This is a genomic window from Streptomyces sp. NPDC058650, assembly GCF_042717315.1.
Classification (GTDB): domain Bacteria; phylum Actinomycetota; class Actinomycetes; order Streptomycetales; family Streptomycetaceae; genus Streptomyces.
In genome coordinates this window covers 75798-93333 of record NZ_JBHXRL010000004.1, presented here as the reverse complement: position 1 = coordinate 93333, position 17536 = coordinate 75798, and the positions used below count along the sequence as shown (strand labels likewise).

The window sequence follows — 17536 nt, the reverse complement described above, 5'->3', positions numbered from 1 at the left end:
CCGAACTCGTCCCGAGCTCGCTCACCACCTGGAGACCTTCGCCGGGGTGGCCGGACAGGACGGGCCTTCTGGCACGTAGATGGCACGGCCGTGATCATGCGAAAGGGCCAGCGCCGGGGAAACATGCCCCTGCGCTGGCCCTTTGCCGTGAGCCCCCTGTCGGGTTCGAACCGACGACCCCCGCTTTACAAGAGCGGTGCTCTGGCCAGCTGAGCTAAGGAGGCAGCGAGTGCAGTGTAACCAACCCAGCCCGGGCGGCGGCCGGAAATCTCACGTGCTCTGGGAGGCTGACAGATCGGGCAGGGGCAGGTAGCGTCACTTGCGGTTCACCCAGGTGGACTAGACCTCAATCCTTCCTTTACTCGGATCGTCCGGCACGTTCCTGCCGGTGAAGGGATACACCACCATGGCTTCCGTCACTTTCGACAAGGCGACCCGGGTCTACCCCGGTGCCACCAAGCCCTCCGTCGACCAGCTCGACATCGAGATCGCCGACGGCGAGTTCCTCGTCCTCGTCGGGCCCTCCGGCTGTGGCAAGTCGACCTCGCTCCGCATGCTCGCGGGGCTCGAGGACGTCAACGCCGGCTCCATCCGCATCGGTGACCGCGACGTCACGCACCTGCCGCCGAAGGACCGGGACATCGCGATGGTGTTCCAGAACTACGCGCTGTACCCGCACATGACCGTCGCCGACAACATGGGCTTCGCCCTCAAGATCGCCGGCGTCAACAAGAGCGAGATCCGCGCCAAGGTCGAAGAGGCCGCGAAGATCCTCGACCTCACCGAGTACCTGGACCGCAAGCCGAAGGCCCTCTCCGGCGGTCAGCGTCAGCGTGTCGCCATGGGTCGCGCCATCGTGCGTGAGCCGCAGGTCTTCCTCATGGACGAGCCGCTGTCGAACCTCGACGCGAAGCTCCGTGTCTCGACCCGTACGCAGATCGCCGGTCTCCAGCGCCGCCTCGGCATCACCACGGTCTACGTCACCCACGACCAGACCGAGGCCCTCACCATGGGCGACCGCGTCGCCGTGCTGAAGGACGGTCTGCTCCAGCAGGTCGACTCCCCGCGCAACATGTACGACCGCCCCGCCAACCTCTTCGTCGCCGGCTTCATCGGCTCCCCCGCCATGAACCTGATCGAGGTCCCGATCACCGACGGCGGCGTGAAGTTCGGCAACAGCGTCGTCCCCGTCTCCCGTGACGCCATCGCCGCCGCCTCCGCCAACGGCGACACCACGGTCTCCGTCGGCATCCGCCCCGAGCACTTCGACGTGCAGGGCTCGGAGAGCGACCAGGGCCTGGCCGTGACGGTCAACGTCGTCGAGGAGCTCGGCTCGGACGGCTTCATCTACGGCTCCGCCCGCGTCGGCGGCGAGGACAAGGACCTGGTCGTCCGCGTCGGCGGCCGTGACGTCCCCGCCAAGGGCTCCACGCTCCACGTCGTCCCGCGCGCGGCCGAGCTGCACGTCTTCTCCACCTCCACGGGCGCCCGCCTCAGCGACTGACCCACGGCGCTTCGCTGAACGGCCCCGCATCTCTTGCAGATGCGGGGCCGTTCGCCTAAGAGGTCCAAGTCGTGGTTTACCCCGGAAAACCCCGGCATTCAGGGCCCGCCCACGACCCCCGCGTCAACACGGAATTCGAAAAGCCGCCTCGAACCATCCCCCGCGAGAGTGACTAAATGTCGCCATATCACTACCGGCCGCTACGCTCGCCTGCGTGACGCACACTGCCCGCCGAATCGGCCGCTCTCTCGCCCTCGTCCTGCCCGTCGTCCTGGTGCTCTCGGGAACGCTCGCGGTGTCCGCGGTTCCGTGGGCCGGCCAGGACTCCACCACTCAGCTGACGGCCTCCTCCACGGACGTCTCCGTCCGCGCCAAGTCCCGTGCCCCGCAGGATATTCTCCGCGACCAGCTCCTCGCAGAGCTTCAGGAGAAGGACCCCGGCACGGCCCTCACGCACCTCCAGCGCGAGGTCGAGAACCGGCCCTCCCTCGCCGAGCACTGCATGTCCATCGCCCGCGCCCTCGGCCGCGCCGCCGTCAAGCACTATGGCCCCTCCCGGGCCCAGTCCTTCTCCCGCCCGGTCTGCGACACGTCGTACGCGACCGGCGTCATGCGCACGAGCTGAGCCGGGAGCTGAGACGTAAGCCGAGCCACAAGACGAGCCACAAGCCGAGCACCGTCGCGCGCCCAGCCGCCGTCGCGCATCCGGCCGTCGGGCGCCCAGCCACCGTCGCGCATCCGGCCGTCGGGCGCGCGGGGCGCCTATCGTTCCCCGTATGCACACCAATCCGACGCAGGCCGTGGTCCTGGCGGGCGGCCAGGGCTCGCGGCTGCGCCCCTACACCGACGACCGCCCCAAGCCGATGGTCGAGATCCCGGGCACCGGGACCCCGATCATCGGCCATCAGCTTTCCTGGCTCGCCGCCGAGGGCGTGACCGACGCGGTCGTCTCCTGTGGCCACCTCGCCGAAGTCCTCCAGGAGTGGCTGGAAACCGCCGACCTCCCCCTCAAGGTGACGACGGTCGTCGAGTCCGAGCCCCTGGGCCGCGGTGGCGGCCTCAAGTACGCCGCCGCGCATCTGCCCTCGCCGGACCAGCCCTGGTACGCGACCAACGGCGACATCTGGACCCGCTTCTCGCTCCGCGAGATGGCCGCGTTCCACGACGAGCGGGACGCCCTCGCGACCCTCGCCCTGGCCCGCCCCCGCATCCCCTGGGGCGCCGTCGAGACCGACACCTTCGGGCACATCACCGACTTCGTCGAGTCGCCCCCGTCGCCGTTCCTCATCAACGCCGGCGTGTACGTCTTCTCCGCGGCCTTCACCGAGCTCCTCCCGGACCTCGGCGACCACGAGCGGACCACTTTCCCCCGGCTCGCCCGCGAGCGCCGCCTCGCCGGCTTCCCGCTGCCCCAGGGGGCGTACTGGCGGGCCATCGACACCGCCAAGGACCTCACGGAGGCAGCCAAGGAGCTCGCCGCCCAGCGGGCCTGAAGCCCCGGAGGAGTTCCTCCGTACGCGTACGAGAAGGGCGGCTACCGCGTATCGGCGGTGCCGCCCTTCTTCCGCTGCCCGCCTCAGCCCAGGAGGCCGCCGATCGGGTTCCTGGCGCCGCCCGTCGTCGAGCCGCTCTCCGTCGGCGTGCTGCTGCCGCCCGTCGAGCCCGTCGACCCGGTGGAACCGCCGCTCGACGTGCCGCCCGTGCTCGTCGGGGCGTCGCTGGTGGTCGGCGGGGGCGCCGGGTCCGACTGCGTCGGCGGGCGGGTGGTCGTGGAGGAGCCCGTGCTGCCGCTGCCCCGCGTGGCCGTCGGGCGCTGCTCCTGCGTGCGGGGGGCCTCCCGGGTCGTCTCGGTCGGCCGGGTCGCCTCCTCGGTCTCCTCGGTCTCCTCGCGCCCGGCGGTGGCCTCCGTCGTCTCGGAGGTCGCGGCCGGCTCGGGCGCGGTGGAGGCGCTCCTGGAGGGGGCCCGGCGCGTCGGCTCCGTGGGGAGCGGCTGACCGGGGAGGTGGTTGATCGGGTCGTCGTTGGGGCCCGGCACGGTGACCATCTCGGTCGAGCGGACCGCGCCGCCGAGGACGGAGCCGATGAGGAGGGTGAGGCCGACGACGACCGAGGCGAGGAGGGTGCTGCGGCGCGTGACGCGGCGGCGCAGGGCCCAGAGTTCGGCGCGGGGGCCGAGGGTGCGCCAGGCCTCGCCCGCGAGGCGGCCGTCGATCGAGTACACGGGGGCGCCGGCGATGATCAGCGGGGACCAGGCGGCCAGGTAGATGATGTCGGCCGAGTCGTAGACCGGGACGGTCTTCCAGCTGACGGTCAGGATGAGCGCGGCGGAGAGCAGGGCGCCGACGACGGCGGCCGCCCGCTGCCAGAGGCCGAGGACGGTGAGGACGCCGACGACGACCTGGAGGAACGCGACGGTGAGCCCGGCGCCCACGGGGTGCTGGAGGGCGAAGTCGCGGAGCGGTTCGGCGAGGGCCCACGGGTGCAGCGAGTTGAGCCACTTCACCATGGAGCCGCGCTCGCCGCCGTCGAAGTAGACGGGGTCGCAGAGCTTGCCCATGCCCGCGTAGATGGAGATGAAGCCGAGGAAGACGCGGAGCGGGAGGAGGACGACGCCGAGGTTCATCCGGCGGCCGGGGTAGTACGCGTGCCGGACGGGGTCGTGCGCCTGGCGCCGGCCGTCGCGGCCCTCTCGGCCGTCCGCCGTGTCGTCCTCGTACGGCCCGGGGGTCTCGGGCCGGAGCTCGTACACGTCGTCGTAGGCGCTCTCGGCGCGACGCATCGGCGGCAGCAGCGGCACGGCGGCCTCGGCGGGCACCATCGGGGTGGGCATGGTGTCGTCGATGCGCGGGATCGCCTGGGTGGCGCCCGCGTCGAGCCCGGCGTCGAGCCCCGCGCCCAGCCCGGCGTGTCCCGTGTGCCCGAGATGTCCATCCGGTGCACCATGGCCGCCATGCCCGCCGTGACCGCCGCGACCGACGGCCGGGTCCAGGGTGGAGACGGCGGAGGAGTCGCGTACGGCCTGGAGGAGGCCCGTCGCACCCGGCGCGGACTTCCCCGTCCACACGACGGGACGGCGGCGCGGCGCGCGCCCTCCCGCACCGGCTCCCGCACCCGCGAGTGCGGCGACGCGCGGGTTCGCGGCGAACGTCGGCGCCTGTGCCGGCGCGAGCCGCACGCGGAAGCTGGCGTGGTTCACGATCACCTGGGCGGGATCTGAGTCCACTTTGACCATGCTCAGCGCGGGCTGATCGTCGAACCCCGGCCGGGGCGTTCTGGTGTCCACACTCATCTAACCGAGTGATCTGGGTTTAGGACACTGCCTTGACAGCTCGCAAATGTCCGAGACCCGTCAAGATCAACGCCGCGGCCGAGGCCGGGTCGTGCGATGAGTGGTGCGAGGAAGTGTTACGCCATACGGCGGCGGGCCGCCTCGTACAGCACGACACCCGCGGCCACACCCGCGTTGAGCGACTCGGCGCCGCCCGGCATGGGGATGCGGACGAGGTAGTCGCAGGTCTCGCCGACGAGGCGCGACAGGCCCTTGCCCTCGGATCCGACGACGATGACGACCGGGCCGGACAGCGCCTCCAGCTCGTGGACCTCGTGGTCACCGTCGGCGGCGAGGCCGACGACCGTGAGACCGGCCTTCTGGTACTGCTCCAGGCAGCGGGTCAGGTTGGTGGCGCGGGCGACCGGGGTACGGGCGGCGGTGCCGGCCGAGGTCTTCCACGCACCGGCCGTCATGCCGGCGGCGCGGCGCTCGGGGACGACCACGCCGTGGCCGCCGAAGGCCGCGACGGAGCGGACGACGGCGCCGAGGTTACGCGGGTCGGTGATGCCGTCGAGGGCGACGATCAGCGGGTCCTCGTTCTCGTCGAAGGCGGCCGCGGCGAGGTCCTCGGGGTGCGCGTACTCGTACGGCGGGACCTGGAGGACGAGGCCCTGGTGGTTCAGGTTGTTCGTCATCCGGTCGAGCTCGGGGCGCGGCGCCTCCATGATGTGGATGTTGCCGCGGCCGGTGGCGAGGTTCAGGGCCTCGCGCACGCGCTCGTCGTTGTCGATGAACTGCTGGACGTACAGGGTCGTGGCGGGCACACCGTCGCGCAGCGCCTCGAAGACCGGGTTGCGGCCGACGACCATCTCGGACGTGCCCTTGCCGCCGCGGCGCGCGACGGGCTTGCGCTTGGCCGCGTTCCGGGCCATCGCGTTGGTGACGCGGAACGCCTTGTGGCCCTTGCGGTTCTCGGCCTTGGGTGTCGGGCCCTTGCCTTCGAGGCCCTTGCGCCGCTGGCCACCGCTGCCGACCGTCGCACCCTTCTTGTTGGACGTGCGACGGTTCCTGCGCTGGCTGTTCCCGGCCATGACTACCTGTTTCCTCTATTGCCTGCGTACACAAGTCTGTAACTGAAGTGTGCCGCCCGGAGCCCCGAGCGGCACGTCTTCTAACGGTTGCCCAGCGTCCAGCGGGGGCCGTCGGAGCTGTCCTCGATGGCGAGACCGGAGTGGCTCAGCTGATCGCGGATCGCGTCCGCGGTCGCCCAGTCCTTCCGCTCGCGGGCCGACTCGCGCTGCTGGAGCACGAGCCGTACGAGGGTGTCGACGACGCCATGGAGCTCCTCGCCGCCGCCGGACTCGTCGGCCCAGTGCGGGTCGAGCGGGTCCAGGCCGAGGACGCCGAGCATGGCACGGACCTCGGCGAGGCGGGCGATGGCCTCGTCCTTGTCGTCCGCCGCGAGGGCGCTGTTGCCCTGACGGACGGTGGTGTGGATGATCGCGAGCGCGTGCGGCACGCCCAGATCGTCGTCCATGGCCTCGGCGAAGGCCGGCGGCACCTCGGCGGCGGGGGCGACGGTCGTCCCCGCCTTCTCGGTGGCGCGCTGGACGAAGCCCTCGATACGAGCGAACGCCGACTCGGCCTCGCGCAGGGACTCCTCGCTGTACTCGATCATCGAGCGGTAGTGCGGGGTGCCCAGGTAGTAGCGGAGGACGATGGGGCGCCAGTTCTTGACCATCTCCGACACCAGCACGCTGTTGCCGAGCGACTTCGACATCTTCTCGCCGGCCATGGTGACCCAGGCGTTGTGCACCCAGTACTTCGCGAAGTCGTCACCGTAGGCCTTGGCCTGGGCGATCTCGTTCTCGTGGTGCGGGAAGATCAGGTCGAGGCCGCCGCCGTGGATGTCGAAGGCGGAGCCCAGGTACTTGTGGGCCATGGCCGAGCACTCCAGGTGCCAGCCGGGGCGGCCGCGGCCCCACGGGGTGTCCCAGTCGGGCTCGCCCGGCTTGGTCGCCTTCCACATCGCGAAGTCGCGCGGGTCACGCTTGCCGGTGATGCCGTCCTCGGCGGGCTGCCGCAGGTCGTCGATGTCCTGGTTCGACAGCTCCAGGTAGCCCGGGAAGGAGCGCACGTCGAAGTAGACGCTGCCGTCGGCCTCGTACGCGTGACCGCGCTCGATGAGGCCGCGCATCATCTCGATCATCTCGGGGACGTGCCCGGTGGCGCGGGGCTCGTAGGTGGGCGGCAGGCAACCGAGCGCGTCGTAGCCCGCGTTGAACGCGCGCTCGTTCTCGTAGCCGATGGACCACCAGGGGCGGCCCTGGTCCGCGCCCTTGGCGATGATCTTGTCGTCGATGTCGGTGACGTTCCGGATGAACGTGACGTCGTAGCCGCGGTAGGCGAACCAGCGGCGCATGATGTCGAAGTTCAGCCCCGACCGGATGTGGCCGATGTGCGGGGCGGCCTGCACGGTCGCGCCACAGAGGTAGATCGAGACGCAGCCCGGTGTGAGCGGGGTGAAGTCACGGATCTGCCGGGCGCTGGTGTCGTACAGGCGAATAGTCACCACTCCAGGGTAGTGGGCGTGTGGTAGTGCCCCGCGACCCTGTCGGCTGACGCGGGACACCTTTTTCACGGCCTCTGCCGCGATACGGGGTAGACGAGGGCGGTCGCGAGGGCGGCGAGGCCCTCGGCGCGGCCCGTCAGGCCGAGCCCGTCGGTGGTCGTGCCGGAGACGGAGACGGGTGCGCCGGCCGCCGTGCTCAGCGCCTTCTGGGCCTCGTCGCGGCGCTTGCCGACCTTGGGGCGGACGCCGACGACCTGGACGGCGATGTTGCCGATCTCGTACCCCTCGGCGCGGACGATCCGGGCGGCCTCGGCGAGGAGGGTGACGCCGGAGGCGCCGGACCACTCGGGGCGCGAGGTGCCGAAGTGGGCGCCGAGGTCGCCGATGCCGGCGGCCGAGAAGAGGGCGTCGCAGGCGGCGTGGGCGGCGACGTCACCGTCGGAGTGGCCGGCGAGGCCGTATCCGTCGGAGTCCTCCCAGAGGAGGCCGGCGCACCAGAGTTCGCGGCCCTCCTCGAAGGCGTGGACGTCGGTGCCGATGCCGACGAGCGGGATGAGGGGGATCTCAGAAGCCATCGTTGGCCCTCCTGCGGGCGAGTACGGCCTCGGCGAGGACGAGGTCGAGCGGACGGGTCACCTTGAACGCCTCCTCGTGGCCGGGCACGACGACGACGGGCGCGCCGAGGCGCTCGACCATGCCGGCGTCGTCGGTGGCGCCCTCACCGGTGAGGGCGATGGTGGCGTGGGCGTTGACCAGCGTGTCGTGGTCGAAGCCCTGCGGGGTCTGGACGGCGCGGAGGCGGGCGCGGACCGGTGTGGCGACGACCTGCTCGGGGTCGCCGGGCTTCTCGGCCGGCTCGACCTCCTTGACGGTATCCGCGACGGGCAGCGCGGGGACGACGGCGACGGCCCCGTCCCGTACGGCCTCGATGACGGCGTCCACGGTGTCGACGGGGACCAGGGGGCGGGCCGCGTCGTGGACGAGGACCGTGGTGATGCCCTCGGGCAGCGCCTGGAGTCCGAGGCGGACGGACTCCTGGCGGGTGTCGCCGCCGGGGACGACGACGTAGTCGGTCCGCTCGGGGAGGGCGTGGGCGTCGAGGAGGTGCTTGACCTCGGTGGCGCCGACAGGTCCGTCGGGCGGTGCGACCACGACGACGAGCGAGACCGCGCGGGAGGCGGCCATCGCGCGGACGGCGTGGATGAGCATGGGGGTGCCGTTCAGCGCGCGGAGCGCCTTGGGGGCGCCCGGGCCGAGGCGTACGCCCCGTCCGGCTGCCGGGATCACCACGGCGGTACGAGGAGGACGCGCTTCGTCTGACATCGGTTGCACTCCGGCAGGTTTGTTTCCGCGGCCGACATGGGTATGGCCTCACCGTGCCGGACGCGACGCCTTGACCGGGCCCTTTCCGTGACGACGGTCGAGGCGTTACCGCGTGAGCACAGGGGTTCGGACGTAACAGGGGGTGCGGGTTCTCTTCAGCGGTACGCACGGGGTTGCCCGGCTCTGCCCGGCCTCAGCCCGCGTGTGTACGGTCGCGCGTACGCTCCGCATACGTACGCGAACATGCCGCAGCGCCCGGCGACAGCGCTGTGTGGTTCACAGCGCGCCAGCGGGCACCGCGGCATCGCTTCACTTGGAGGCACGCTCGGAACGAATCGCCCGGAAAGATCCGGTTGCCGGGCAGGACCCGGGCACCCGGAAAAGACCGGAGCGATTCAGAGCGCGCTCACTCAGGACGCGAGGACCTCGTCGAGGAGAGCCTCGGCCTTGTCCTCGTTCGTGTTCTCCGCGAGAGCCAGCTCGCTCACCAGGATCTGCCGAGCCTTGGCAAGCATCCGCTTCTCACCGGCGGACAGCCCGCGCTCGCGCTCCCGGCGCCACAGGTCGCGTACTACTTCGGCGACCTTGATGACATCGCCGGAGGCGAGCTTCTCGAGATTTGCCTTGTAGCGACGGGACCAGTTCGTCGGCTCTTCGGCGTACGGCGCGCGCAGCACCTCGAAGACCCGGTCCAGCCCGTCCTGACCGACCACGTCGCGAACACCGACGAACTCCGCATTGTCCGCCGGTACACGAACCGTCAGGTCGCCCTGCGCGACCTTGAGCACCAAGTAGGTCTTGTCCACGCCTTTGATCTGGCGAGTTTCGATGGCCTCGATCAGCGCGGCCCCGTGATGGGGATAGACCACGGTGTCGCCAACCTTGAACGTCATGTGACAGGTACCCCTTCCGTGGCTATCCAGGGTAACACGGATACGGCTTCTTCTGAATGGCGTTTTCGCAGGTCAGAGCATATCTCGGGGCTTGACAACAGCATCACGAACGTGCTGCGGAGGGCTTCCGGAAGGCGGTATTCGCAGGTCGGAGCCACTGCGCGGACGAAGAGAAACGCGCACGTTACACGTACCAGGAGCCCCTCCAGAGAGGGGTGATGTCCTGGTTTGTCGGGTTCGGCGAGCCCTTCTTCACGTACTCCGTTCGAGGATCGACCACCCGTACGGATGCATGGCGGGGTGATTCCGGAATTGATCAGGTCGACGACGGTCCGTGATTTTCCGGAGCGGGGCCGCGGGTAATGCGCGGCGGCCCTCGAATTGATCAAGGCGGTTATGTGAACAACGGGTCAATGGGTTGCGATCCGGCCAAGGGTGCCTGCTCGCGAGCCCGCTCACGGCGGCGGCCGGAGGGCCCCGCGGGGCGGGTCCGGGAGGCTCCCGGCAACTGCCGCGGCCCGTTAGGGGCGGGTCGGGTGCGGGACGGAGAGTGCGGCTCGGTAACCTAAGCGCGCTGACACACCTTTAGCTGTTCCTTAGTCCCCCAGCCTGTCCGTTCGTCCTAGGAGATGCCGCCGCCGTGAGCCGCAGCCTTCGACGCGGCGCCCTCGCCGCCACTGCCATCGTGTTCTCCATCGCCGCGCTGTCCGCCTGTGGTGCGGGCAACGACGCGCAGACCCTCGGCGTCAAGCCGGACAACGCGGCCGTCACCGTGGACGACGTCAAGATCCAGAACGCGCTCGTCATCACCCAGCCCCACCAGGGCGTGAAGGGGCCGGCCGTCGTCTCGGCCACCGTCTTCAACAACGGCAGCGCGCCGCAGACCCTCGACGCGATCACCCTGCCGGGTACGAAGGCGACGGTGAAGCTGACGCCGGCCGCGGGCAGCACCGGCCCGATCACCGTCCCGGCGCTCGGCTCCGTCGTGATCGGCGGCGCGGGCAACGCGACCGCCACGATCGAGAACGGCACCGAGGCCGCCAGGAAGGGCGACGCGCAGGAGGTCGTCTTCAAGCTCAGCAAGACCGGCGACGTCGGCCTGGAAGCCTTCGTCGTCCCGGCGACGAGCTACTTCAAGGACTTCGGCCCGTCGATCGTCCCCGCTCCCCCGGGCTCCTCGCCGACCGCCTCGGCGCCGGCCGAGGGCGAGCACGGCGGCGAGGGCGAGCACGGCACCGAAGCCTCGGCCGAGGCGACGACCGCCGGTCACTGACCGAGCGGCAGCAGGACATACGTGTGAAGGGGCGCCCCCGGTCGGGGGCGCCCCTTCACACGTATGTCCGACTCGTTTTCGGCTCGCGCTCGTAGCCCCGGCTCAGGCTTCGGGGCGCTGGGCCGGGCTCCGTCCGGCCCCCTCGGTCGGGGGGTCGGCCTACGGCTCGAACTTGTACCCGAGGCCGCGGACCGTCACCAGGTAGCGCGGGGCGCCCGGGTCCGGTTCGATCTTGGCGCGGAGGCGCTTCACGTGGACGTCGAGGGTCTTCGTGTCGCCGACGTAGTCCGCGCCCCACACCCGGTCGATGAGCTGCATACGGGTCAGCACACGGCCCGCGTTGCGCAGCAGCATCTCCAGGAGGTCGAACTCCTTCAGCGGCAGGTCGACCTTGCCGCCCGAGACCGTCACCACGTGGCGGTCGACGTCCATGCGGACCGGACCGGCCTCCAGGGCCGCCGGGGTGACCTCCTCCGGCTCCCCGCGGCGGCGGAGCACCGCGCGGATGCGGGCGACCAGCTCCCGCGAGGAGAAGGGCTTGGTCACGTAGTCGTCGGCTCCTATTTCCAGGCCGACGACCTTGTCGATCTCGCTGTCCTTGGCGGTCACCATGATCACCGGGACGTTCGAGCGGCCGCGCAGCTGGCGGCACACCTCGGTACCGGGCAGGCCCGGAAGCATCAGGTCGAGGAGGACGAGGTCGGCTCCGTTGCGCTCGAACTCGTCGAGGCCGTCGGGTCCGGTCGCCGCCACGGCGACCTCGAAGCCTTCCTTGCGGAGCATGTACGACAGGGCGTCGCTGAAGGATTCCTCATCCTCGACGACGAGCACTCGGGTCACGGAAGGACCTCCGGGGCGGGAAGCGGTTCGGTCATGAGATCTGGGGTGGGAGAAGAGACGGGCCGGCGGTCCCGTGCGGAGCCCGCCTCGGGCAGCCGCAGGGTGAAGGTGGAGCCCTGACCCTCGGTGCTCCACACGGTGACCTCGCCACCGTGCGAGGCGGCCACGTGCTTGACGATGGCGAGGCCGAGCCCCGTACCGCCGGTGGCACGGGAGCGGGCCGGGTCGACGCGGTAGAAGCGCTCGAAGACGCGCTCCTTGTCCTTGTCGGGGATGCCGATGCCCTGGTCGGTGACGGCTATCTCGATCAGGTCGCCGCCGGGCGCGGCGATCTTGCGTGCCGCGACGCCGACGCGGGTGTGGGCCGGTGAGTAGTTGACCGCGTTCTCGACGAGGTTGCCGAGGGCGGCGGCGAGCTGACCGCGGCTCCCCCAGACGCGCAGGTCGGCGGCGCCGCCGGAGACCATGGTGATCTGCTTGGTGGAGGCGGCGTGCCGCGAGCGGTCGATCGCCTCGGCGACGAGCTCGTCCACGGACACCGGCTCGGAGTCCTCCAGCGGGTCGTCGTTCTGCACGCGGGAGAGGTCGATGAGCTCCTGTACGAGGTTGGTGAGGCGGGTCGCCTCGATCTGCATGCGGCCGGCGAAGCGGGTGACCGCCTCGGGGTCGTCCGAGGCGTCCATGACCGCCTCGGAGAGCAGGGAGAGCGCGCCCGTCGGCGTCTTGAGCTCATGGCTCACGTTGGCGACGAAATCGCGCCGCACCGCTTCGATACGACGGGCCTCGGTGAGGTCCTCGACCAGCAGCAGCACGAGCCGCGAGCCCAGCGGGGCGACCCGGGCGGAGACGGCGAGGGCTTCGCCGCGTCCGGTGCCGCGCCGGGCCAGGTCCAGCTCGACCTGTCGTATCTCGCCGTCGCGACGGGTGTCGCGGGCCATGTTGAGCATGGGCTCCACGGCCAGCTTGCCGCCCCGGACCAGGCCGAGGGCGTACGCCGCCGAACTGGCCTTGACCACGGAGTCGCTCTCGTCGAGGACGACCGCGGAGGAGCGCAGTACGGACAGCACGGTGTCGACGCCGGGCGGGAGCACGGCGTCGGTGTGCAGGGAGGTTCGGGTGGGCCGCGCCTGGTCGCGCTCGCTCCAGCGGAACGCCAGCATGGCGATCACGCCGGTGCACACGCCGGCGATCGCTGCCAATGCGGCGACCGCCGCGTTCACGTCCATGCCCTCAAGGTTATGCGGCCCGACGGACTCTCTCCCAGCCGTCCGAGTGGCTCCTCGAACAGTCGTCGCCCAGAGTTCACCGTGGAGACGGTGGTGATTCATTTGCTGCGACGGCGGAGGTGGCGCGTGTCGCCCAGAGTTCACCTAGAGGAAAGTGTCGATTCACATGAGGGGGTGGAACCGGACGCGTAAGGGGCCGAACGTGGAAGCGTGGGGGTCCGAAGCCCCACCCGGACCCCGGAGCTTTGCGTAGAGAGGGACATCCATGCGGGACGCGTACCACGAGGAACTGGACTCGATCGGCGAGAGCCTGGTCGAGATGGCCCGACTCGTCGGATCGGCGATCGGGCGCGCCACGACGGCGATGCTCGACGCGGACCTGAAGCTCGCGGAGAGCGTGATCGCGGCGGACCAGAAGGTCGACGACCTCCAGCACGATCTGGAGGCCCGGGCGATAGCGCTGCTCGCCCGGCAGCAGCCGGTGGCGACGGACCTGCGGATCGTGGTCACCTCGCTGCGCATGAGCGCCGACCTGGAGCGTTCGGGCGACCTGGCGCAGCACGTGGCGAAGCTGGCGCGGCTGCGGTTCCCGGACACGGCGGTGCCGGGTGACCTGCACGCGACCATCCTGGAGATGGGGCAGCTGGCGCAGCGCCTGATGGCGAAGGCGGCGGAGGTCATCATCACGAAGGACGTCGACCTGGCGCTCCAGCTGGAGCAGGACGACGACGAGATGGACCTGCTGCACCGGACGCTGTTCCAGCACCTGATGGACGACCGCTGGCGGCACGGCATCGAGACGGCCGTGGACGTGACGCTGCTCGGCCGGTACTACGAGCGGTTCGCGGACCACGCGGTGTCGGTGGCGAAGCGCGTCGTGTACCTGGTGACGGGTGAGCACGCGGACGAGCTGCAGGCGGCGGACTCGCCGGTGGAGGGCGCGTAGGCCCTGTCCGGCGGATCAGGGCCCCGGTCGTGATCCGCCGGACAGGCCCTGAGCGCACGGGCTCCGATGCGCCGTTGATGCGCCGGTCCGAGTGGGCATGCAATGGGGGGAGGCGACGCGCGCCTCGAAAGGGAGGGACCCCATGGCCGAATCCCCTATGACGACCGATCCTCAGCAGGAGGCCCCGCGCGGGACGGAGTTCCTGCCCGTACTCGGCGCCTGCGGCTGCGGCTCGGGCTGCGGCTGCGGCTGCCAGTCGGGCTCGCCGTGCCAGTGCGGGGGCTGCTCGGGCTGACCGGTGTGAGGAGGAGGGGGTCGGGGCCGAGGCCCCGGCCCCCTCGTTCCTCTTCCTCAGATGTCGAGTACGCCGACGGTCTGAGCGCCGCTGACCTCGCCGGTCGTACGGAAACCGAGCCGGCGGTAGAACTCGCCGGGCCCGTCCTCGCCGGGCTCCCAGGTCACGTACAGCTGTCCCGTGCCGCGCCGCCGGAGCTCGTCGCGCACCGCCTCGACGGCGAAGCGCCCGTACCCCTTGCCCTGTCCGGTGGCGGCGATGTTGAGCCGCCAGAGGCCGCTGCGGCGGTCGGCGGGGTCCCGCGCCTCGTTCCACGGGATGTCGAGGAAGGCCATGAGGAAGCCGACGAGCTCGTCCCCGTCGAAGATGAGCCGGGGCCAGGCGGTCTCCCCGAAGGCGTACGCCTCGGCGAGGGATTTCACGACGGGGGAGACGTTGCGCTCCTGATGGGGGTGGACGCGCAGCTCCAGGGCGGCGTCGACGTTCTCGGGAGTGACGCGCTCCAGACGGAGTGACGTACGGGGCTGTGGCGTGCTCATGACCTGGAACGTTAAAGGATGCGGCGCGGCGCCCGCCCGCGAATATCGCGGCACGACGGCCCCCTGACCGCCGGCGAGCAGCGGTCGGGGGGCCGTCAGGCGCGCGCCGTCCCTAGTGGGGGAGGAACACGACCGAGCGGAGCTGGAGGCGGTCCGTGGCGGGGTGGCCGTGGGGGCGGAGGGTCCAGGAGTCGCCGGTGCAGCCGGGCTCGGTGAAGACGATCGCGAACTCGTCCGTGTCGTTGTGCGGCGCGAACGCGGGCGCGGAGGCGTCCGGGTCGGCGGCCTCGGGGATCGTGACGCACTCGCCGCTCGCCGGGTCGTGCAGGGTGACGGCCTGCGGCTCGCCGTTCAGCCCGACGAAGTGGTAGCCGAAGTCGCCGGTCGCGGCGTGGGCGGGCGTGGCGAGGGCGGCGGTGAGGGCAAGGGCGCCGCAAGCGGCGGCGACGGAGTGCCGGAGACGCACGAGGACTCTCGTTTCGTGAGACGGAAGGGTGTCACCGGCACACCTACCGCGCCGCCCGCCCCGTATGCGCCACCCCCGAGCCGTAAGGTTTCGCCCTCACTCGTCCGGCCCAGCACAAAGCCCCCATCAGCGGAAAGTCCGCCGACGGGGGCTTGATGACGCGCTGTCAGGCTGCTGTCAGGGCTACTTCTTGCCCTGGTTCTTCACGGCCTCGATGGCCGCCGCCGCCGCGTCCGGGTCGAGGTAGGTGCCGCCCGGGTTGAGGGGCTTGAAGTTCTCGTCGAGCTCGTAGGACAGGGGGATGCCCGTCGGGATGTTCAGGCCCGCGATGTCGGCGTCCGAGATGCCGTCCAGGTGCTTGACCAGGGCGCGGAGGCTGTTGCCGTGGGCCGCGACCAGGACCGTGCGGCCGGTGAGGAGGTCCGGGACGATGCTGTCGTACCAGTACGGGAGCATCCGGTCGACGACGTCCTTGAGGCACTCGGTCCGCGGGCGCAGCTCCGGCGGGATCGTCGCGTAGCGCGCGTCGTGGGCCTGCGAGTACTCGTTGTCGTCGGAGAGGGCCGGCGGCGGGGTGTCGTAGGAGCGGCGCCACAGCATGAACTGCTCCTCGCCGAACTCGGCGAGCGTCTGGGCCTTGTCCTTGCCCTGGAGGGCACCGTAGTGGCGCTCGTTCAGCCGCCAGGAGCGGTGGACCGGGATCCAGTGGCGGTCCGCGGACTCCAGCGCGAGCTGCGCCGTGCGGATGGCGCGCTTCTGGAGGGAGGTGTGCAGCACGTCGGGCAGCAGGCCGGCGTCCTTGAGCAGCTCGCCGCCGCGCGTCGCCTCCTTCTCGCCCTTGGCGGTGAGGTTCACGTCCACCCAACCGGTGAACAGATTCTTCTCGTTCCACTCGCTCTCGCCATGGCGGAGGAGGATCAGCTTGTACGGTGCGTCGGCCATGCGTACGAGCCTAATCGACCGCCGACGATTGACGCGCGTCGTCAATTCGCTGGCGTCCGGCACCTGAGATACGTAAGTTACGGGAGCCGTGACAGGGGCTTACAGACACCAGGGGGCCGGCCACACATGTCCATCGACTCGCTCAGACGATCAGCTCGCGCGACCGTTTCCGGTTTCCCCCGGGGGTTCTGGTGGCTCTGGCTGTCGACCCTGGTCAACCGGACCGGGGCCTTCGTCCTGACCTTCCTGTCCTTGTACCTGACGCAGGAGCTCGGGCACTCCGCCTGGTTCGCCGGCCTCGTCGTCGCCCTCCACGGCCTCGGCGGCGTCGCCGGCTCGCCGCTCGGCGGCGCGCTCACCGACCGCTGGGGCCGCCGCCCCACCATGGTCACGATGCACCTGGCCGCCGCCGCCTGCGCCGCCGCCCTCGCCGTCGTCACCAGCGCCTGGGCCATCGCCACCGTCGTCCTCCTCATGGGCGTCGCCATGCAGGCGGTCCGGCCGTCGATCAACGCGACGATTGCCGACATGGTCCCCGCCCACGACGTGCGCCGGGCGTACGCCCTCAACTACTGGGCCCTCAACCTCGGCTTCGCCATCGCCTCCATCGGCGGCGGCGCCGCGGCCTTCCTCGGCTACCGCACCCTCTTCGTCGTCGACGCCGTCGCCACCGTCCTGTGCGCCGTGATCGTCTTCCTGCGGCTCCCCGAGACCCGCCCCGAGGCCGCCGTCGACAAGCAGGGCGAGCCCGTCGCCGAGGCGAAGGTCAGCATGCTGACCGTGCTCCGCGACGCCCCCTTCCGCACGCTCGTCCTCCTCAACCTCCTCGTCTGCGTCGTCTTCACGGCCCCCTGGATCGGCCTCCCCCTGACCATGGCGCACCAGGGTCTGCCCCCGTCCTCCTTCGGCATGGTCATCGCCGTCAACGGCATCGTGATCGTCGGCTTCCAGCTCCTCGTCAACAAGCTGACCGACAAGCGCTCCCCCGTCCTCCTGCTGACCCTCTCCTCCCTCCTCTTCGCCCTCGGCACCGGCGCCACCGCCCTCGCGGGCTCCTCCGTCGCCTTCGCCGTGACCGTGGTCGTCTGGACGGTCGGCGAGATGATCCACGTCCCGACGAACGCCGCCGCCACCGCCCGCCTCGCCCCCGAGCACGCCCGCGGCCGCTACCAGGGCGTCATGGGCATGTCCTGGGCGGTCGCCGGCTTCGTCGCCCCCATCACGGCCGGCGCGATCGTCGACGGGCCCGGCCCCGACGTCCTGTGGCTGGCGACCGCCGCCATCGGCGTCGTCGCCGCCGTCGGGTACTACACGCGGCTGCGGAAGGCCCTGACGGAGGAGACCTCGCCGCAGGACGCCCCCCGCGTCCCCAAGGGGGAGAGCAGCGCCGACACCTCCGCCCCCTCCGTCAACGCCTGAGCCCCCGGCCCGGCCCGGCCCCGCCCC

The 17536-nt window shown here is 71.0% G+C and carries 18 protein-coding genes and 1 tRNA gene; 7 read left to right on the top strand and 12 right to left on the bottom strand.

The window, feature by feature from the left end; all coding sequences use genetic code 11:
* Positions 1-150: 150 nt before the first annotated feature.
* Positions 151-224, bottom strand: a tRNA-Thr gene (locus ACFWWU_RS08615).
* 182 nt (positions 225-406) lie between these two features.
* On the opposite strand from ACFWWU_RS08615, the gene ACFWWU_RS08610 reads away from it, so the two are divergent.
* The 3 genes from ACFWWU_RS08610 (at position 407) to ACFWWU_RS08600 (ending at position 2997) form a co-directional block, all read left to right on the top strand.
* On the top strand, positions 407-1504 hold the full coding sequence (locus tag ACFWWU_RS08610; protein WP_384140939.1) for an ABC transporter ATP-binding protein: 1098 nt from the start codon (positions 407-409) through the stop codon (positions 1502-1504).
* A gap of 214 nt (positions 1505-1718) precedes the next feature.
* On the top strand, positions 1719-2129 hold the full coding sequence (locus ACFWWU_RS08605; protein ID WP_329622062.1) for a hypothetical protein: 411 nt from the start codon (positions 1719-1721) through the stop codon (positions 2127-2129).
* Positions 2130-2280: 151 nt separating this feature from the next.
* Positions 2281-2997, top strand: a complete 717-nt coding sequence (locus ACFWWU_RS08600) for an NDP-sugar synthase (protein ID WP_384140936.1) — start codon at positions 2281-2283, stop codon at positions 2995-2997.
* A gap of 83 nt (positions 2998-3080) precedes the next feature.
* Here ACFWWU_RS08600 and ACFWWU_RS08595 read toward each other — a convergent pair whose 3' ends face one another.
* The 6 genes from ACFWWU_RS08595 to ACFWWU_RS08570 form a co-directional block, all read right to left on the bottom strand.
* Positions 3081-4793, bottom strand: a complete 1713-nt coding sequence (locus tag ACFWWU_RS08595; protein ID WP_384140933.1) for a DoxX family membrane protein — start codon at positions 4791-4793, stop codon at positions 3081-3083.
* A 116-nt stretch (positions 4794-4909) separates the two neighbouring features.
* Positions 4910-5866, bottom strand: coding sequence for a 23S rRNA (guanosine(2251)-2'-O)-methyltransferase RlmB (gene rlmB / locus ACFWWU_RS08590; protein ID WP_384140930.1), 957 nt, complete (start codon positions 5864-5866; stop codon positions 4910-4912).
* A gap of 80 nt (positions 5867-5946) precedes the next feature.
* Positions 5947-7347 carry a cysteine--tRNA ligase gene (gene cysS, locus ACFWWU_RS08585; protein ID WP_384140927.1) on the bottom strand — a complete coding sequence of 467 codons (1401 nt, stop codon included), beginning with the start codon at positions 7345-7347 and terminating at the stop codon, positions 5947-5949.
* A gap of 65 nt (positions 7348-7412) precedes the next feature.
* Positions 7413-7922 (bottom strand): 2-C-methyl-D-erythritol 2,4-cyclodiphosphate synthase, encoded by a 510-nt coding sequence (gene ispF / locus ACFWWU_RS08580; protein WP_384140924.1) that lies wholly within the window; start codon positions 7920-7922, stop codon positions 7413-7415.
* Positions 7912-8670, bottom strand: coding sequence for a 2-C-methyl-D-erythritol 4-phosphate cytidylyltransferase (gene ispD / locus ACFWWU_RS08575; RefSeq protein ID WP_384140921.1), 759 nt, complete (start codon positions 8668-8670; stop codon positions 7912-7914). Before ispD ends, ispF begins: the two co-directional genes overlap by 11 nt.
* Before the next feature lie 410 nt (positions 8671-9080).
* Positions 9081-9563 carry a CarD family transcriptional regulator gene (locus ACFWWU_RS08570; RefSeq protein WP_003953493.1) on the bottom strand — a complete coding sequence of 161 codons (483 nt, stop codon included), beginning with the start codon at positions 9561-9563 and terminating at the stop codon, positions 9081-9083.
* A gap of 640 nt (positions 9564-10203) precedes the next feature.
* On the opposite strand from ACFWWU_RS08570, the gene ACFWWU_RS08565 reads away from it, so the two are divergent.
* The gene (locus tag ACFWWU_RS08565) at positions 10204-10836 is read left to right on the top strand and encodes a DUF461 domain-containing protein (RefSeq protein WP_384140917.1); all 633 of its coding nucleotides are present in this window, start codon (positions 10204-10206) and stop codon (positions 10834-10836) included.
* A gap of 159 nt (positions 10837-10995) precedes the next feature.
* Here the strand turns inward: ACFWWU_RS08565 and ACFWWU_RS08560 are convergent, their stop codons facing one another.
* On the bottom strand, positions 10996-11676 hold the full coding sequence (locus tag ACFWWU_RS08560) for a response regulator transcription factor (RefSeq protein WP_017242433.1): 681 nt from the start codon (positions 11674-11676) through the stop codon (positions 10996-10998).
* Positions 11673-12902, bottom strand: a complete 1230-nt coding sequence (locus tag ACFWWU_RS08555) for a sensor histidine kinase (RefSeq protein ID WP_384140914.1) — start codon at positions 12900-12902, stop codon at positions 11673-11675. The genes ACFWWU_RS08560 and ACFWWU_RS08555 overlap by 4 nt, the downstream gene beginning before the upstream one ends.
* 265 nt (positions 12903-13167) lie before the next feature.
* Between ACFWWU_RS08555 and phoU the strand changes: the two genes are divergently transcribed.
* Complete coding sequence (gene phoU, locus ACFWWU_RS08550) at positions 13168-13848, top strand: phosphate signaling complex protein PhoU (RefSeq protein ID WP_384140911.1); 681 nt, start codon at positions 13168-13170, stop codon at positions 13846-13848.
* 142 nt (positions 13849-13990) lie between these two features.
* A complete protein-coding gene (locus ACFWWU_RS08545) occupies positions 13991-14143 on the top strand; it encodes a hypothetical protein (RefSeq protein WP_189507046.1) in 153 nt (50 codons plus the stop codon).
* Positions 14144-14199: 56 nt separating this feature from the next.
* On the opposite strand, the gene ACFWWU_RS08540 is transcribed toward ACFWWU_RS08545, so the two are convergent.
* The 3 genes from ACFWWU_RS08540 to ACFWWU_RS08530 form a co-directional block, all read right to left on the bottom strand.
* Positions 14200-14682: a GNAT family N-acetyltransferase gene (locus ACFWWU_RS08540; RefSeq protein ID WP_384140907.1), complete on the bottom strand. Its 483-nt coding sequence runs from the start codon at positions 14680-14682 to the stop codon at positions 14200-14202.
* A gap of 112 nt (positions 14683-14794) precedes the next feature.
* Positions 14795-15148, bottom strand: a complete 354-nt coding sequence (locus ACFWWU_RS08535; protein WP_384140904.1) for a hypothetical protein — start codon at positions 15146-15148, stop codon at positions 14795-14797.
* 183 nt (positions 15149-15331) lie between these two features.
* On the bottom strand, positions 15332-16090 hold the full coding sequence (locus ACFWWU_RS08530) for a phosphoglyceromutase (protein ID WP_384140901.1): 759 nt from the start codon (positions 16088-16090) through the stop codon (positions 15332-15334).
* Positions 16091-16216: 126 nt separating this feature from the next.
* Between ACFWWU_RS08530 and ACFWWU_RS08525 the strand changes: the two genes are divergently transcribed.
* Positions 16217-17509: an MDR family MFS transporter gene (locus tag ACFWWU_RS08525; RefSeq protein WP_384140898.1), complete on the top strand. Its 1293-nt coding sequence runs from the start codon at positions 16217-16219 to the stop codon at positions 17507-17509.
* The last annotated feature ends 27 nt before the right edge of the window (positions 17510-17536 follow it).

Coding starts and splice junctions, on each gene's coding strand:
- ACFWWU_RS08610 (WP_384140939.1), top strand. CDS start 407: ATGGCTTCCGTCACTTTCGACAAGGCGACCCGGGTCTACCCCGGTGCC.
- ACFWWU_RS08600 (WP_384140936.1), top strand. CDS start 2,281: ATGCACACCAATCCGACGCAGGCCGTGGTCCTGGCGGGCGGCCAGGGC.
- ACFWWU_RS08595 (WP_384140933.1), bottom strand. CDS start 4,793: ATGAGTGTGGACACCAGAACGCCCCGGCCGGGGTTCGACGATCAGCCC.
- rlmB (WP_384140930.1), bottom strand. CDS start 5,866: ATGGCCGGGAACAGCCAGCGCAGGAACCGTCGCACGTCCAACAAGAAG.
- ispF (WP_384140924.1), bottom strand. CDS start 7,922: ATGGCTTCTGAGATCCCCCTCATCCCGCTCGTCGGCATCGGCACCGAC.
- ispD (WP_384140921.1), bottom strand. CDS start 8,670: ATGTCAGACGAAGCGCGTCCTCCTCGTACCGCCGTGGTGATCCCGGCA.
- ACFWWU_RS08570 (WP_003953493.1), bottom strand. CDS start 9,563: ATGACGTTCAAGGTTGGCGACACCGTGGTCTATCCCCATCACGGGGCC.
- ACFWWU_RS08555 (WP_384140914.1), bottom strand. CDS start 12,902: ATGGACGTGAACGCGGCGGTCGCCGCATTGGCAGCGATCGCCGGCGTG.
- phoU (WP_384140911.1), top strand. CDS start 13,168: ATGCGGGACGCGTACCACGAGGAACTGGACTCGATCGGCGAGAGCCTG.
- ACFWWU_RS08545 (WP_189507046.1), top strand. CDS start 13,991: ATGGCCGAATCCCCTATGACGACCGATCCTCAGCAGGAGGCCCCGCGC.
- ACFWWU_RS08540 (WP_384140907.1), bottom strand. CDS start 14,682: ATGAGCACGCCACAGCCCCGTACGTCACTCCGTCTGGAGCGCGTCACT.
- ACFWWU_RS08530 (WP_384140901.1), bottom strand. CDS start 16,090: ATGGCCGACGCACCGTACAAGCTGATCCTCCTCCGCCATGGCGAGAGC.
- ACFWWU_RS08525 (WP_384140898.1), top strand. CDS start 16,217: ATGTCCATCGACTCGCTCAGACGATCAGCTCGCGCGACCGTTTCCGGT.